This is a genomic window from Paenilisteria portnoyi (assembly GCF_014322795.1).
Lineage (GTDB): Bacteria > Bacillota > Bacilli > Lactobacillales > Listeriaceae > Listeria_A > Listeria_A portnoyi.
Window position 1 is genome coordinate 1 of sequence record NZ_JAASTT010000016.1, and the last position, 16,942, is coordinate 16,942.

A 16,942-nucleotide genomic window follows, 5' to 3' on the forward strand; every position below is an offset into this window, starting at 1 on the left:
CGTTTAAAAATGAAAAATCATAAAATTGGATTCGTCTAATTTCGAATAAAAAGCGACTTATGAAATTGGTTCAATTAGGTAACTGGATAGGTTATACTAGACTGGACAGAAGAAATAAGGTGCGCACAATAAAATTGGCGATGTGACGCGCGTGGCGGATCGTAAAGGCCGGAGCGAGACGTATTGACTATGATGCGTTCGGGAATGTCGCTAGCGAGACGGATGTGCGTGGGAATAAGACGTTTGACGTCGATGTGTATCATTTCTTTTTAGCGTACTTTTATGAGAATGCGGTGCTATGTGAGGAGGTAGATGAGATAGTGCGGGATTATTTTTATATCTATTATTGAGATTTGGAATGGAAGTTTTTCGAATGAATTCGACGAATATACGAATAAAGAATGACTGGTCAGTGGTTGCAATGCTGGGCGTGATTTATTGTACGCTAATAGTCACATTGTGATATCGAAGCGTGTTTTAATTTGTGAATGGATGGAAGCAATGTATCTATGATATACTGCATCTAATACATATTATTTAGAAAGAGGTGCGAGATGAAGGCGTACTTATTAGATATTACATTACGATATTGCGAGCCGAGAATAAGCCGGCGCGTTATTTTGCCAGCAGAAATTACTTTTGAACAATTACATCGTGTGATTCAGGCAACAATGGGATGGGAGGATTCTCATCTTTATGAATTTATTTTAGATGAGGCGCAAACACAAATTTTAGATGATATGGTTTATGATGATATGAAGGCGCAACAAAAATATTACCAATCATTATCTGTGAAAGATCTGGCGAAAATGCCGAATCCTTTCTTAGCGAAATTAAAGATTCGTAAACCTAGGGCGAAGATAGACCAGTATTTGGAAAAGGGAATGATTTTTCAGTATATCTATGATTTTGGTGATGATTGGATTCATGACATCAATGTAGTAGAAATAGAAGACAATTATGAAGCTAATTATCCAGAAGTCTTATCCTTTGAGGGTGGTTATCCTATCGAGGATTGTGGGGGACCACCTGGTTATGAAGAAATCCATCATGTCATGTCAAATCCCAATCATCCGGAATACAAGGACATGAAAAGTTGGTTAGACCCAAGTTGGGATGCTCCATATGATCTGGATTATGCAAATATCTATATGGAGGCCTATTTGCAATTAAAACGCAAATAAGGAGAGTGCTGCGTTTGGTCAAAGTAAAGCCCTTATCACTAGTATGCGATAGGGGCTTTACTTATTGGTTACTTTTTCTGGTATAGATTTTTTAGCCAGTAATTAACCTGTGACTAGACCGATGAATATTAAAGATAGAATGGTATCTGTTATTAACACGGAATCCACTATTTGTCATAGACCATGCGACGATACCCGATATTTAGAATCAAAATAACGATTTCATCATCTTTAATTTCCGCGATTAATCGATAATCACCAACTCGATACCGCCATTGTCCAACGCGATTTCCAACAAGGCTTTTTCCGTGCACACGTGGATTTGTTGTTCCCTCTAAATGTTTTTCGATCCATGAAACAAGGAGCTTTGCCTGAAAACGGTCCATTTTTTTTAATGCTTCCTGTGCTTCTTTCTCGAAGCGTACATGATAGCCATCACTCATAAATCAAGTGCCTTTTTCATCTCTTGAAGAGAGAGGCTTTCATCTTTCGCATGATGGGCTTGCAGTGCGCTTTTGTATAGGTCTAAGTCGATTTGATTTTCTAAGCTTTCTAGAATTTGATTTCGACTGAGTTCAGATATAGAAATTCCATTAAACTCGGCCATTCTTTGGATAAATTCTTTTTCTTCATCAGAAACGCGAAATGTGATAGTTGTCATTGGTTAACACTCCTCTTAATATGCGTACCTTCTTCATCTTATGAATATTGTAACACATATGTGTACAAAAGGGGAGAAGAGGAGTTTATAATATCGGTCGAGTGTACTAACTTTTCGAGAAGGTTATTAAAAAAGTCAATCAACGTCCTAAAAGCTCTTGCGCATTCTCAAAAAACAATTTCTGCTTAAACTCCACAGAATACAAATCACTTTCCTCCAACACGCTAGCCAAGTGCAATACCGCAGGCGTTGGCGTGTAAGGCGTATCAGATGCATACACAAGTTTTTCAGGATCTATAAAATCCGTCAATGCTGGCAATTGCTGCGGTAATACAAAGCCCGCCACATCAAAATATAGATTTTTCATAGTGCCTTTAAGATTCACTTGCGCGTCTGTCAATGCAGGGTTCAGCGCTTGTGCTAAGCCAACGCGTTCCACAATCAGCGAGAGAACAGCTCCACCATGCGGAATAATGAATCGAATATTTGGATACCGCGTGAAAACGCCATTTTGAAGCATATTCATCACTGTGCGTGTTGTATCAAAGAAGAACTCCATAATCGGTGCGGGAATATCCCCAGCAACATTTTTGTCATGCGTCGCGGGTTCGTTAGGGTGAATGGCAACGATGGCCGCCCGCTCATTCAATCGAGCCATAATCGGATCCAATCTAGTGTCACCAAGATAGACGCCATGCGAGTTTGTCGGAAGTGTAAAACCGTTAGCATGTTGTTCATCTAGCGCCGTATCAATGGTTTCTATGCTTGCTTGAACGTATGGAATAGGCAACGATGCAAAAAAGCCGATTTTGTCTGGATAGGTCGCTTGTTGAAGGGCGCCGTAGCTGTTCACTTCATGAATCAAGGCAATTGTGCTGTCTTCTTCACCAGTATTGGGATGGGGAGAAGAAATCGAAATAACAGAATAGTCTATATCAGTCTGCGCCATAATACCAAGCGCTGTTTCAATTTCATATGCTGGCGTTTTCACACCGTCCCCCATGTCATCAAAATAATCATGCAAAAATTGTTTGTAGCCTGGGGAAAGGTAATGCGCGTGTAAATCTATTTTTTTATAAGTCACCGTGTCCATCTCCTTTTAACGAAAAAGCGCCATTAGTGTTGTTGTAAAGCCTTCTGGTTTTTGAACGTAGCCCAAGTGTGCACCTGGGATATCATAAATCGGTAAATCTAAATAATCGCCAAGAACGTGCATAACGTCTTGAGGGAACGAGCCTTTTGAGTCGGTACCATTCAATAAACGAATTTTGTCGCGGTGTTGTTTAAAAGCATTAAAATCAATGTCACGGCTCGTATATTGGCGAATTTCATAATTAAACCAATAATTCATGCCTTGTACTTCTGGATTGCTCATATCGTTCAAATCAACACCAGGTCGGGACATCATTCTTTGATCCAATTCAACCGTACGCATAGCTTCGGCGAATTTTTCCATACCAAGTGCAAAGTTTTCCGTCAAAGCAATCGTCACAATTTCATTATTAGCATCTTGCCATTTCTTTGCGTCCGGTAAAATAGTGTTGATAGGCGATTCATGGAAGGCTATTTGCTCCACAATCTCCGGAAAATCTTGCAATGTTTCCATGGCTACAATAGATCCTGAGGACGATCCCATAATGAATACTTTTTCGTCCCCACTTACAGCTTGTGCTAATGCTGCAACATCGGCGGCGTCTGTCTTCAAGCGGTATGTACTGTTGATATCAGCTACCTCTTGCGGCATATCTCCCGTCAATTTACTTTGACCAAAACCGCGGCGATCGTAAGTAACGACATTAAAATGCTCCTTCAAAAACATGCTAGCTGGTTTGAAAATATCACCAGTTCCATTAGCGCCAGGAATTAGAATTAAAGTAGGTCCTTGCCCAGTTGTTTCATAAAATAAATTTGCTCCATCACGTGTTAAAATTGCCATCATCTATCGCTCCTCTAAGCTTTTTTGTGTAAATCAATATCAAAAACTCATGCCATGAGTTGAATGATTTATAAACGTAGTATACACTCATGGTATGAGTTAGTCAACATATTGTATTTTAAGGAGGCAGGAAATAGGATGAAACGTCGAGGATTGACGCGTGAAATCGTTTTAGAAAAGGCGCTAGAAATTACGTATCAAAAGGGGTTTCGCGATCTTACCTATAATGGACTAGCGCGTGAACTTTCTGTACAACCACAATCACTTTATCGCTGGGTTAGTAATATTGCAGATGTTAAAAGTAGTGTTTTGGCTACATATTTAGGTAGTTTAGTGGATGCGCTACAAGCAGAATTAGAGAATTATTCTGGGAAAGAAGTGTTAGAAATTTTTGCGAAGCGCTTTTCTGAATTTGTGGAGGCGGATTCGATCGATCGGTTCAATGTGCTGGATATATTAAGCGGTTTGACGGAATACGGGCACATAGAAACGGTGAACGAGGTGTTATTGAACTTGCGAGAACTTGCGCTTAAACCAGTGAGGGAACTAACGAAAGACCCTGCTTCTGCTCATTTGAACGAGTTGCTTTTTCTGAATGTTGTTATTGGGTATATCACGCTGGCCAGCACCGGTTTACAGCCAGCGGATTCCAAACAGGCTTTTCAAGAAAATATCCAGCGCATTATCACGTTGTTTTGACTCGCTAAAACTGGTTATTTTCTTCAAAATAGGCTAACAAAAAATCACGGAACAGTGTCTCGGACGGCGACATGTTCCGTTTTTTTGTCGTGATGATCCCAACTGACCGCCGCAATTCCTTGTCCATCAAGGCAATGCTTCGCGTCTCTTTAAATATCGCCCCATCCAAAATCATCTCTGGCAAAATGCTAATTCCGAGTCCCGCGCCAACTAACCCCTGAATCGTATGAAAATCACGACTTTGAAAAATCGTCTCGAGCTCAATGCCTTTCATCACGGAATCATCAGGAAAAGTGTACCATTGGGAAACATAAATTCAGGCGTAAATATAGGATTTTTTCGTAAGGCGTTTTCCTGATGGAGCGCCTTTTTTCGTGGTTTTAACGAAGGCTTGACTATCGCATATCACGAATTAGAATTATTCACGCTTGCCTTGGAGTGCACTCCATGTGTTTTAATTTACAGGTAGAAGGTTGGAGGCGAGTTACAGAATGAACGCAAAATTATCTACAAAACTGCTCCAACTAAAAGAAGCTGCTGAGTGGGGAGATTGTAAAATATGAAGAAAATAATCGCTTTTTCAGCTATGGATGTAGTTGTGCTAGCTGTATGCGTTGTCGTAGCTATAGATGCTAAAGGAGAGGACAAACAAATGAGTCATGCCAATTTATTTATCAATGCAAGTAAGAATCGGGACGGGAATACGGCAAGGTTAGCCAAGGACTATTTTGACGGGCAACCTTATAAGCAAGTAAATTTAGTAGATTATTACATCAAGCAACTCGGGCAAAATAGCGAGTCAGATGATTTTGAAAAGGTTCGTTCTGAGATTGAATCGGCTAAAAATAGTGTGATTGGTACGCCTGTTTACTGGTCCGATATAACGGGGCTATTGAAAACGTTTATTGATCGACACGAGACGGTGGATACAAGATATGATGGAAAAAATGTGAAGATTATTGTGCAAGGTTCTGGCCCCACGGAAGGGGAAATCGCAGCCATTTCGCATGTGTTAGAGCATTGGACGGAGCGGTTTAGTATGGAATATAAAGGAGTAATCAAATAACAAACCTACTTGGTATCAAGAGATGACCTAGTAAGGCAATATGAAAAATTGGAGTGAATGATACAAAGTGAAACAAGAAAAATTCGGCATGGTTTTGCCAATTACATTATTAGCATATTTTTTAATTTTGATGGATAATTCGATTATTTTTACGAGTTCTACGCAAATTGGGCAAAGCTTGGAGATGTCCGCGACTAATTTATCGTGGGTGTCCAATGCCTATACATTAACTTTTGGTGGGTTTTTATTATTGAGTGGTCGATTGTCAGATTTACTGGGACGCAAACGAATCTTTTTCATTGGCTTAATCATATTTGGTGTTAGTTCGCTGCTCATCGGAGTATCTCAAAATGCTACGATGATGATTGTGATGCGAGCTTTACAAGGCGTGGGTAGCTCGATTATTGCGCCTACGACATTAGCTTTAATGATGGACGCGTATACGGGAAACATGCGGCAAAAAGCGATTTCTTATTATGGCGCGATGGCAGGCATTGGGGCGAGTGTGGGCTTACTAATCGGAGGAGCTCTGACCAGTTGGATTTCATGGCGAGCGGGGTTTTTAATTAATGTTCCTTTCACGATAGCGCTGATTTTCCTTACTTTGAAATGTGTTAAAAGTTCTCCAATGAGTAAATCAAAAATCGACTATTTGGGAAGTTTATTATCGATACTGGGATTAGGAGGTTTTATTTTTGGCTTGACGGAAAGGAGCGCTGTCTTAATTGGCATTAGTGTTCTTGTTTTAGTTGCTTTTGTTCTGCGGGAACGTGCCATTAAATTTCCTATTTTGCCATTGATGCTTTTCAAAAATCGAATTCGTTCTGGTGCTTACATTGCGCGTTTATTATTTATGATGGCGATGTTGCCGTATTGGTTTTTTGTACCGCAAGTGATGCAGAGTGAATTTCATTTTTCAGCGTTACAAGCGGGGCTAGGATTTTTTCCGCTGACCGTTTTGAATTTTATCGTAGCGATGCAGTTACCGAAGTTGGTCGCTAAATTTGGCAATAATCGTATGTTAATGGTGGGCGAGGTCATCCTATTTATCGGCTTATTGTGGACGGCTTTATCGGATTTGAGTAATGGTTATTGGATCGCAATTGCCCTGCCGATGTCTGTTATTGGTATCGGTCAAGGCTTGATTTTAGCGCCAGTCACATCAGCGGGGGTTCACGATGCGCCTAAGGAACTGGCTGGTGCTGCTAGTGGATTAACAAATACGATGCATCAAATCGGTGGGCCAATCGGACTGTCCATTATCGTGGCATCAACCGCTAATTTTCATATGGAAGTCACCTTCATGACGCTGTTTACTCTCCTTGCTGGCATCATTGTGGCGGTCATGATTTTAGGTGGAAGCAGGCTGAAGCTAGATTGATTTATTGCTATCAAAATACCCCAACAAAAAATCACGGAACAGTGTCTCGGACGGCGACATGTTCCGTCTTTTTGTCGTGATAATCCCAACGGACCGCCTCAACTCCTGGTCCATCAACGCAATGCTACGCGTCTCTTTAAAAATCGCCCCATCCAATATCATCTCTGGCAAAATGCTGATGCCAAGCCCCGCGCCAACCAATCCCTGAATCGTGTGGAAATCACGGCTTTGAAAAATCGTCTCGAGTTCAATACCTTTCATTCGCGCCGTATCTTCCACTAAATGAAACAAATCGAAATCCTGCGGGTACAAAATAAACTTCTCGTCCGCCAAATCTGCAAGCGAAACGGAGTGCTTCCCAGCCAACCGATGCCCACTCGGCACAATCAACTTCAACTTCTCATCAAAAAAGCGATGCGGCATAATCTCGTCATCTTCTTCTGGAACCGGTGATAAAAACGTGACATCCAGCGCGCCAGTCACCAACATCTGCTTCAAATCGCGATTCGAGCCTTCCATAAAACGATACGTAATCCGCGGATACTTCTCCCGAAACGCGGAAATAACAGCAGGTAGAACTTTTGTAGCAATCGAGTTTGGCAGTCCAACGCGAATTTCGCCAACTGTTGGATCGGTGTATTCTTCCACAATCGCTTGGGCTTTTTGCAATTCCTGTAAACCGATTTTGGCTTGGCGCAAGAAATCCTGACCTACCGCTGTCAGTTGCATATTGCGGCCAATCCGGTCGAACAGCTTGATTCCGAGCTCTTCCTCGAGTTTTGTTATCTGTCTACTGACGGCAGATTGGGCGACGTGTAAATTTTCCGATGCTTGGGTCATATGTTCGACGCGCGCGACTTCAATAAAGTACTTTAATTGTCGTAATTCCATTGCTTGTCTCCGATCTATCTCGAAATGAGATTGTTTTATTCTATTATATATATTGTTTCGATAAATGAAAAGGATTAAAATAGACATTACACCAAAACGTTACAAACTAGAAATTAATGGGTAGAATAATAGAACGGGATGGAAATACATAATTACGGTCAGTTAGTTGGGGATCGAATTATCTGAACTCTTGAAAAATTGTGTTGCGACTAAGGAGGAATTAGGATGAAACAGACGAATATGCCTGAAAAACATGGCTTGTACGATCCGAAAAATGAACATGACGCTTGTGGTATTGGTTTTGTGGCGAATATTAAAGGGCGTTCTTCGCATAAAATTGTCGAGCAGGGAATTCACATGCTTTGTCAGCTGAAACATCGTGGCGGCGAAGTTGGCGGCGATACGGGCGATGGTGCGGGTATTCTTCTGGAAATTTCGGATGACTTCTTCCGCGATGCTTGTGCGAAAATAGATATTGTATTACCTGAAAAATATCATTATGCGGTCGGGATGTTTAATTTCCCACAAAACACCGCGCAACGTGAAATTTTGCAGGCGGCAACGGAGTGTTATATCGAACAGGAAGGGCAGCAGTTCTTGGGCTGGCGCAAGTTGCCAACGGATGTGACGAAGGTTGGACTGGGTGCACAAAAAACGGAACCGGCTGTGTATCAACTTTTTATCGCGAAAGATGAGACGCTTGATGAGGAAGCTTTTGAGCGGAAATTATACTTAATTCGGAAACAGGTCGAGAATTTTGCGATGGGCGACGCGCGGATTACGGAAACGTTTTATGTGCCTAGTTTGTCGACACGGACGGTTATTTTTAAAGGGATGTTGACGCCGGAGCAGATTAATCAGTATTATTTGGACTTGGCGGATCCTACTTATACGTCAGCTTACGCGTTGGTGCATTCGCGTTTTAGTACGAATACGTTTCCTAGTTGGGAACGGGCGCATCCGTATCGCTATTTGATTCATAACGGCGAAATTAATACGCAGCGTGGGAATTTGAATTGGATGAAGGCTCGTGAAAAACGCGCGGAATCGGATTTGTTTGGCGCGGATTTGGCGAAACTTTTGCCGGTGATTGATGAGGATGGAAGTGACTCGGCGACGCTTGATAATGCGCTGGAATTCTTGGTGCAAACGGGGCGGACACTGCCTCACGCGGCGATGATGTTGATTCCGGAACCTTGGGATAAGAATAAGGCGATGACGGATCCGAAACGGGCGTTTTATGAGTATCACAGCACGCTGATGGAGCCTTGGGATGGGCCGACATCGATCTCGTTTACGAACGGGCGTGTGATTGGGACAATTTTGGACCGGAATGGTTTGCGTCCTGCGCGTTATTATGAGACGAAAGATCACACGATTATTTATTCTTCGGAGACGGGCGTTGTGCCTGTAGAGCCGGAGGAAGTGATTCGCAAAGTAACGGTTGGCGCGGGTACGATGTTGTTGATCGATTTGGAAAAAGGCGAGATTATTTCGGATGATGTGATTAAATCGGAGTTGACGACGGAAAAGCCGTATCGTGAATGGCTGGATGCGGAGTTGACAGAGATTGGGACGCTGACGGATAAGGATCGCTTGGAATATATTTCATTGAATAAGAAGGATTGCTTCAAGTTGCAGCGGGCGTTTGGCTATACGCAGGACGAACTGAGCAAAATCTTGATTCCGATGGTAACGGAGAAAAAGGATCCGATGGGGGCGATGGGTTACGATGCGCCGCTTGCCGTGCTTTCTTTCCGACCGCAGTTGTTGTTTAACTATTTTAAACAGTTGTTTGCGCAGGTAACGAATCCTCCGATTGATGGGTTGCGTGAGGAGTCGGTTATTTCGACGATGACGCTACTTGGGAATGAGGGCAATATTTTAAACCCGACGGCTGAAAATGCAAACCGAATCCGTTTGGAGACGCCGATTTTGTCTCGGAAACAGTACGCTTCGATTGCGTTACAGAAGAAATTTGCGAAACCGACTGCTTTCATTAACGCGTTGTTTAAGGCGGAGGAAAAGGAGAATTTGGCGGAAAGGCTGGATCGACTTTTTGCGGAAGCGGATGCGAAAATTGAGGCTGGCGCGGAGTTGCTTGTGATTACGGATGACGGCACGAACGATGAATTTATCGGGATTCCGGCGCTGCTCATCACGAGTGGCCTGCATCATCATTTGGTGAAACAGGGCACGCGGATGAAAGTGAGCTTGATCGTGAAAACGGCGGAGGCTCGCGACGTGCATCATTGTGCGATGTTGGTTGGTTACGGTGCGGATGCGATTTTCCCATACTTGGTGATCGATGTGTTTACGAATTTGATCAAAGATGGCCGTATCAAAGGCTTTACGGTCGATGAAGCGGAGTCGCGTTATATTCAGGCGATTACGGACGGGATTTTGAAGGTGATGTCTAAAATTGGAATTTCTACCGTGCAAAGTTATCGGGGCGCGCAGATTTTTGAAGCGATTGGCATTGGCAACGATGTGATTGCGGATTATTTTCCAGGAACGGCGTCGCAACTCGGCGGGATTCCACTGGAAGTCATTGCGCAGGAGTCATGGTTGCGTCATCGCGAGGCGTTTCATGATATCGGTTTCCAAGAGTTCACGCTGAACACGGGTGGCGAGTATCAATGGCGCTCGAATGGCGAATATCACGTTTTCAACCCGCTCGCAATCCATTCGTTGCAACAGGCGACGCGTGAAAATAACCGCGAAACGTATGATCTATACTCGGATTTAATGCAGAATCAAAATAACGCTTTCCTTCGTGGTTTGCTGACATTTAATTCGCATGGACGCAAGCCGATTCCAATTGAGGAAGTCGAGCCTGCCGAAGCGATTTTCAAACGTTTCAAATCAGGCGCGATGTCTTACGGTTCGATCAGTCAAGAGGCGCACGAGTCGTTGGCGATTGCGATGAACCGAATTGGCGGGAAAAGCAACAGCGGGGAAGGCGGCGAAAATCCAGATCGGTTCGAGCGTGATGCAAACGGCGATTGGCGTCGGAGTGCGATCAAGCAAGTCGCATCTGGACGATTCGGCGTAACGAGTCACTATTTAGTGAACGCGGACGAGCTGCAAATCAAGATGGCGCAAGGCGCAAAACCAGGTGAGGGCGGTCATTTGCCAGGCGAGAAAGTGTATCCATGGATTTCGAAAACCCGCGGATCAACGACGGGTGTAGGACTCATCTCACCACCACCACATCACGATATCTATTCCATCGAGGATTTATCCCAACTGATTTTCGACTTGAAAAATGCCAATAAAGACGCGCGGATCAACGTGAAACTCGTATCGAAAACGGGAATCGGGACGATCGCAGCGGGTGTTGCGAAAGGATTTGCCGACGTGATCTTGGTCAGCGGTTATGAAGGCGGAACAGGTGCGGCGGCGCGGAGTAGTATTCGCCATACGGGTGTTCCGTGGGAAATCGGCTTGGCAGAGACGCACCAAACGCTGCTGCTGAACGGTTTGCGAAATCAAGTCGTGGTGGAAACGGACGGCAAACTGATGACAGGAAAAGACGTGCTCGTTGCGGCAATGCTCGGCGCGGAAGAATACGGTTTTGCGACGGCACCGCTTGTGACACTAGGTTGCGTGATGATGCGCGTGTGTCATATGGATACGTGCCCCGTCGGAGTGGCGACGCAGAACCCAGAACTTCGTAAAAAATTCGGAGGTTCCGCAGATTACGTCGTGAATTTTTTCAACTTTATCGTTGCTGAAATGCGCGAAACGATGGCCGAACTTGGTTTCCATAGCCTCGAAGAAATTATCGGGCACAAAGAATATTTGGAAACCCATGAACGCAAGGAATCGCATTGGAAAGCGAAACATCTCGACTTTTCCAATATGCTATATACGGACAAATTTTACCAAAATCAAGTCCAATTCTGTACAAAAGAACAAGACCATAAAATCGACCAAACGCTCGATATGCGCGAACTGAAAGCCATTGTGGAGCCTGCGATTGAACGCGGGGAGAAAGTCACGGGACGCTTCCCAATTCGCAACATCGACCGGGCGGTGGGCACGATTACTGGTTCTTATATCAGCAAGAAATACGGCGCGGCTGGCCTCCCAGAAGACACGATCGACCTAACCTTCACGGGCGCGGCGGGTCAAAGCTTCGGTGCCTTCGCTCCAAAAGGCATGACGCTGCGCATTGAAGGCGACGCGAACGATTACTTCGGAAAAGGCCTATCCGGCGCGAAACTCATCGTATCACCAAACGCAAAAACACCGATCGTCGCGCATAACTCAGCGATTGTCGGAAACGTAACGCTTTACGGTGCAACAGACGGCGAAGCTTACATTCACGGAAAAGCCGGCGCACGTTTTGCCGTTCGTAACAGTGGCGCAGACGTGGTTGTCGAAGGAATTGGCGATAACGGCTGCGAGTATATGACTGGCGGAACCGTGGTTGTCCTCGGCGAAACCGGCGAGAATTTTGCAGCAGGGATGTCCGGCGGTGTGGCTTACGTTTACGCCCCAGACCAAGCCCATTTCAACGCAAAAGTGAATCCAGAACTCGTGACGTGTCGAGGGATTACGACACCGCGCGAAGAACGGAAACTACGCGAACTGGTAGAAAATCACGTGCGTTATACCGATAGCGAATTTGCCCGCAAACTACTTGCAAACTGGGAACGCGAAATCACCAATTTCGTCTACGTCATCCCGAACGAATTTGAAATCATGCTAACCCGCATCGAAAAACTAGAAGGCGAAGGCCAAACCCACGATTCCGCGGAGTTGCAGGCATTTTATGAGCATAAAAATAGGAAGCTGAATCCGCTCGTTCAGCTCTGAAAAAAACTGGAGCGGCCGAGATGAACGAATACTCCTTTCGGTCGCACTCATATTGAGGTTCTAAGAAAATGCTTTTTCTAAGAACCTCAACAAGTTTTCGAAGAGCTAGCGGATGAAGCTAGACTGCGAACACTTGAAAGAGGCGCAGAGCTCAGAAAAATTTCAAAAAAAAAGGAGATGAAAAACAATGGGAAAACCGACAGGATTTATCGAATATGACCGAATTCCAAGCTCAGTCCGCGATCCACTAACAAGAACGCGCGACTGGAACGAATATAGTTTGCCAATGCCAGTTGTCGATTTACAAATCCAAGCCGCGCGTTGCATGGATTGCGGCGTACCATTTTGCCACACTGGCGAAGAAATCAAAAACGGCGTATCTGGCTGCCCGCTACACAACTTAATTCCCGAGTGGAACGACGCCGTGTACCGCGGAGAATGGCGCGAAGCCTTAGATCTCCTTTTAAAAACCAATAACTTTCCAGAGTTCACCGGCCGCGTTTGCCCAGCACCATGCGAAGGTTCTTGTACAGTCGCCATCTCCGAACCAGCAGTCGGCATTAAATCCATCGAAAAAGCGATTATTGACCGCGGTTTTGAAGAAGGCTGGATCAAAGCCCAAGCACCGCAAAAACGAACTGGAAAACGCATCGCGATCATCGGCTCCGGCCCAGCAGGACTCGCGTGCGCCGACCAACTAAACAAAGCCGGTCACAACGTCACTGTTTTTGAAAAAAGCGACCGAATCGGCGGCCTACTTATGTACGGCATTCCAACAATGAAACTTGAAAAAGACTCGATTAACCGTCGCGTCAACCTGATGGCCGAAGAAGGCGTCGAGTTCGTGACCAATGTCGAAGCTGGAAAAGATATCACGATGGCGCAACTAAAAGAAGAATACGATTCCGTCGTGCTAGCAACCGGCGCTGGAAATGCCCGCGACGTCAAACTTCCAGGCCGCGACGCAAAAGGCATCCATTTCGCCGTCGACTACCTCACACAAAGCATCAAGGACAATCTCGACAACAAAGGCGTTCAAACCATGTCCGCAGAAGGCAAAAACGTCATCGTCATCGGTGGCGGGGACACAGGCGCGGATTGCGTTGCGACAGCTCTAAGACAAGGCGCGAAAAGCATCTACCAATTCGGCTTACGCGACAAACTCCCAGACCTGCGTGCCATCCAAAACCCATGGCCACAATTTCCAAAAGTGTTCCAAATGGACTACGCACACAGCGAGGCACAAGCGGTCTATGGTGATGACCCACGCGAATACTTAGTCAACTCGACCGAATTCATTAAAAACGAACGAGGAGAACTGACAGGATTGCGCACGATTGACGTCGATCACGTTGACGCCAATCGCAACCTCCATGAAGTTCCGGGTTCCGAGAAAATATGGGACGCCGACATCGTGCTAATCGCCATCGGATTCGCCGGTGCGACCCCATCTGTTTTTGAAGATTTCAAAGTAGGCAAAACAAAACGCCACACGATTGAAGCAGCAAAAGGCTTTTACCGTACCGATGTAGAAGGAATCTTCGCATGTGGCGACGCAAGATACGGCCAAAGCTTAGTCGTGACTGCGATTAATGAAGGACGCGAAGCCGCACGAGAAGTCGATTTCTACCTCATGGGCGAAACATTTTTACCATAATAAACAAAGAAGGCTCAAAAATCTGTCGACCACCAGTAGCGTAAAAACTACGGGGCATCGACAGATTTTCTTTATAGACTTGTATGACAAGGTTTAGGTGGTATTTAAAAAAACTGAATGTAAGGGTAGGTAGATAGAAAAGCCAATTTTGCTATCAATCGACAGAAATAGGCTCGTGAGGTGTTATGGCAGTAGGGCTGAAAATAGTACGGGGTTTATTTAAGTAATGTGAAATGTAAATATCGATTTGTATTTGCCGTTTGCATCAAGTATTAGAGTTTTATTCAAGTAATGAAAAATGAATTCCAAAAAAATTAGGCTGCTAGTCTCCAATTAATTTTAGGAAACAAGTAGCCTAATTCTATTCAATGCTTACTTTTTCATGTCAGTGTAAAATCAATGCAGGCCTTGTAGCACTTTTTAAAATGAAAGCAAGTTAGTTAGTCACGCTTAAAGAAAAGAATGCTAGTAGATAATAAGGTCAAAATACTTCCTATCGCCAAAGGTAAAGTGTTGTTTGTATCACCAGTAGCTGGAAGTATATTAGAGGTGTTGCTACTGCTTGGTTGTGTTATTTCAGAAGTAGGTGTGGTGCTGTTTGTATTTGTTGTGTTATTGTCAGTTGACTCACCATTTGTATTATTGTCAGCCGTCTCGCCATTCGTACTATCATCAGTTGTAGCTATTTTTTCATAGATGTAAGTAACGGCTGTTGGATCTGTGCCAAACATACCAGATTCGCTTCCATCTACTTCTTTTAGTTTATAGCCACTGATGTTTTTGCTGTTGGTTTGATAAGCAGTGCCTACTTCACCAGTCAAAGTTGTATCATTTGCGAGCGATGTACCAGCTTCATCTTGATATTTCACTGTTACTGTTCCATTTTGAACGACATTTTTTTCATATATATATGTTACATTTTGAGTGGTTTTAGTAAATTGTCCAGTCGCGTTTTCAGGAGTCTCTTTTAAAGTATAACCACTTATTGCTTGAGGGCTAGATGTGTAAGCTTCCCCAATGCGACCATCTAATCTAGTGGAGCTAGCTAGTTCTGTGCCAGACGCATCTTTGTAAGTAATTATTATTGGTTTGGTATATTCAAATAGGATGATAGGTATTCCGGAAGGACCATATTCAGAAATATCATAATAAGAATCAAAACGATTAGTTCCGGTGTAAAGGGAAAAAGTAGACTCTACTGGTTCTGCAGAAAAGACTAATGCGTTTTTCGCTTGGTCATACGTAACGCCGTCCGATAAGTCGGTTACTGTCAAATTATCCATTGTTAATTGAGACGATGCATCTTGAAAGTGAATGTAATCAGTTAGCGGTAAAACACTATCACTCGGAACAATGAGTCTACTTAAAATTGTCTGAGCAGCGAAAGCTTCATATTCGAGTTGGACATTAGGATTTCGGATAGTTATGTCGGTAATAAAGTTGTTTTCAAAACTCGATGCATCAATGCTTTCAATATTTACAGGGATGTCAACAGTTTTTAACTTGTTAGACAAAAAAGCAAAGTTAGGAATGTTTTGAAGTGATGTAGACAAAGTAAGACTGTCTATTTGGTTTACACTAAATGAGTTTTTACCGATTGTTTGTACAGAGTTAGGTAGCACGAGTTCTTGTAATGAATTAATTGTAAAAGCACCATCACCAATCGTTGTGACGGAATTAGGAATTGTAACGCCTGTTAAGCCCTTAGAAGAAAAAGCACTATTACCAATAGTTGTCACACTATACTCATTATTATCACCAACTGTGGTAGGAATAGTTACATTTGATGCTGATCCTGTATAGTCTGTGATAGTTGCTTCATTTCCGTCGACAGTATACTCGAAATCACCGAAAGTTGCCGCAGAGCTAACATTTGGGAAGATAAACAGAGCTAAAGCAAAACCGAAGCTAAGCCAAAATATTTTTTTCAACAAATTAATTTCCCCCCTATTTAGAAGTTTCTATTTATGTTCCCTTGTATCAAACTTTCAAACCTTAACCCAATTGAACCGATTCTATAAATCAAAAACGGTTTAAAATAACTAGTTAGAACTGCTTGCTCTAGTGCTAATAAAAATTTCTATGTCAACTAATATTTACGCGCCGAGGGTGAATTTTTCTGAGAATTGAAGAAGGCACCATGGCAGTTAGTCGGTCAAAATAGTGAGGAAAAAATGAAGACGGGGGTATCCATGAATATCTTAAAAGTGATATGTATATAATAGAACAAGTTACTTTTGAGGACATATATGAACTAATTTGGGATGCTATCATGAAAAAAGCATTAGTTTTTCAAGTGCAGCAACTTACTAAGCGTTTAAGCTGTCATATACCTAAAAATTTTTTTGTTGCGTTTTACCTTAGTATTGTGTAATCTGAATAGAGAAGTTCTTCAACAATTAGCTACGAAGCAGAGCGTGTTTAGTAAATGCAACCATGCATAAAGGTGGGATCGATATGAGAAAAGAAAAAACAGCATGAACAGATCTGTTTACAATTATGGTATATAAAGTAGTACTATTCTTTCTAGCAATCATTTCGTGCATCATTTTTGTGTTTGCGAAAAAGAAGGATTGACTTACTAAAACTTCACCAATATGCCATCCATAGTAGCTTAATGCTTCTCTTCGGACGGCATATTTT

12 protein-coding genes and 1 pseudogene are annotated in these 16,942 nt (G+C 43.4%); 6 read left to right on the forward strand and 7 right to left on the reverse strand.

The window, feature by feature from the left end; translation table 11 throughout:
- Positions 1 to 554: 554 nt before the first annotated feature.
- Positions 555 to 1,184 (forward strand): plasmid pRiA4b ORF-3 family protein, encoded by a 630-nt coding sequence (locus HCJ66_RS11040; RefSeq protein WP_187133172.1) that lies wholly within the window; start codon positions 555 to 557, stop codon positions 1,182 to 1,184.
- 167 nt (positions 1,185 to 1,351) lie between these two features.
- Here HCJ66_RS11040 and HCJ66_RS11045 read toward each other — a convergent pair whose 3' ends face one another.
- From HCJ66_RS11045 to HCJ66_RS11060, 4 genes are all read right to left on the reverse strand, one after another.
- The gene (locus HCJ66_RS11045; RefSeq protein ID WP_187133173.1) at positions 1,352 to 1,627 is read right to left on the reverse strand and encodes a type II toxin-antitoxin system RelE family toxin; all 276 of its coding nucleotides are present in this window, start codon (positions 1,625 to 1,627) and stop codon (positions 1,352 to 1,354) included.
- Positions 1,624 to 1,845 carry a type II toxin-antitoxin system RelB family antitoxin gene (gene relB, locus HCJ66_RS11050; RefSeq protein WP_187133174.1) on the reverse strand — a complete coding sequence of 74 codons (222 nt, stop codon included), beginning with the start codon at positions 1,843 to 1,845 and terminating at the stop codon, positions 1,624 to 1,626. Before relB ends, HCJ66_RS11045 begins: the two co-directional genes overlap by 4 nt.
- A gap of 139 nt (positions 1,846 to 1,984) precedes the next feature.
- Entirely contained in the window at positions 1,985 to 2,929 is a 945-nt protein-coding gene (locus tag HCJ66_RS11055) for an amidohydrolase family protein (protein ID WP_343068997.1), read from the reverse strand.
- A 15-nt stretch (positions 2,930 to 2,944) separates the two neighbouring features.
- On the reverse strand, positions 2,945 to 3,781 hold the full coding sequence (locus tag HCJ66_RS11060) for an alpha/beta hydrolase (RefSeq protein ID WP_187133249.1): 837 nt from the start codon (positions 3,779 to 3,781) through the stop codon (positions 2,945 to 2,947).
- A 138-nt stretch (positions 3,782 to 3,919) separates the two neighbouring features.
- Here HCJ66_RS11060 and HCJ66_RS11065 point away from each other — a divergent pair, with 138 nt between their 5' ends.
- Entirely contained in the window at positions 3,920 to 4,480 is a 561-nt protein-coding gene (locus HCJ66_RS11065) for a TetR/AcrR family transcriptional regulator (protein WP_187133253.1), read from the forward strand.
- Positions 4,481 to 4,484: 4 nt separating this feature from the next.
- Here HCJ66_RS11065 and HCJ66_RS11070 read toward each other — a convergent pair.
- Positions 4,485 to 4,751, reverse strand: a pseudogene (locus HCJ66_RS11070) (LysR substrate-binding domain-containing protein); the annotation flags it as partial.
- A gap of 288 nt (positions 4,752 to 5,039) precedes the next feature.
- Here HCJ66_RS11070 and HCJ66_RS11075 point away from each other — a divergent pair.
- On the forward strand, positions 5,040 to 5,546 hold the full coding sequence (locus HCJ66_RS11075) for a flavodoxin family protein (protein WP_187133176.1): 507 nt from the start codon (positions 5,040 to 5,042) through the stop codon (positions 5,544 to 5,546).
- Positions 5,547 to 5,613: 67 nt separating this feature from the next.
- Positions 5,614 to 6,927 (forward strand): MFS transporter, encoded by a 1,314-nt coding sequence (locus tag HCJ66_RS11080; RefSeq protein ID WP_187133177.1) that lies wholly within the window; start codon positions 5,614 to 5,616, stop codon positions 6,925 to 6,927.
- Here the strand turns inward: HCJ66_RS11080 and HCJ66_RS11085 are convergent.
- The gene (locus tag HCJ66_RS11085; RefSeq protein WP_187133178.1) at positions 6,919 to 7,818 is read right to left on the reverse strand and encodes a LysR family transcriptional regulator; all 900 of its coding nucleotides are present in this window, start codon (positions 7,816 to 7,818) and stop codon (positions 6,919 to 6,921) included. The two genes, HCJ66_RS11080 and HCJ66_RS11085, sit on opposite strands and share 9 nt — an antisense overlap.
- Positions 7,819 to 8,043: 225 nt before the next feature.
- Between HCJ66_RS11085 and gltB the strand changes: the two genes are divergently transcribed.
- Entirely contained in the window at positions 8,044 to 12,642 is a 4,599-nt protein-coding gene (gene gltB, locus HCJ66_RS11090) for a glutamate synthase large subunit (protein ID WP_187133179.1), read from the forward strand.
- A gap of 187 nt (positions 12,643 to 12,829) precedes the next feature.
- Positions 12,830 to 14,299, forward strand: coding sequence for a glutamate synthase subunit beta (locus tag HCJ66_RS11095; protein WP_187133180.1), 1,470 nt, complete (start codon positions 12,830 to 12,832; stop codon positions 14,297 to 14,299).
- A gap of 440 nt (positions 14,300 to 14,739) precedes the next feature.
- Here HCJ66_RS11095 and HCJ66_RS11100 read toward each other — a convergent pair whose 3' ends face one another.
- Positions 14,740 to 16,233 (reverse strand): MucBP domain-containing protein, encoded by a 1,494-nt coding sequence (locus HCJ66_RS11100; protein ID WP_187133181.1) that lies wholly within the window; start codon positions 16,231 to 16,233, stop codon positions 14,740 to 14,742.
- Positions 16,234 to 16,942: the final 709 nt, after the last annotated feature.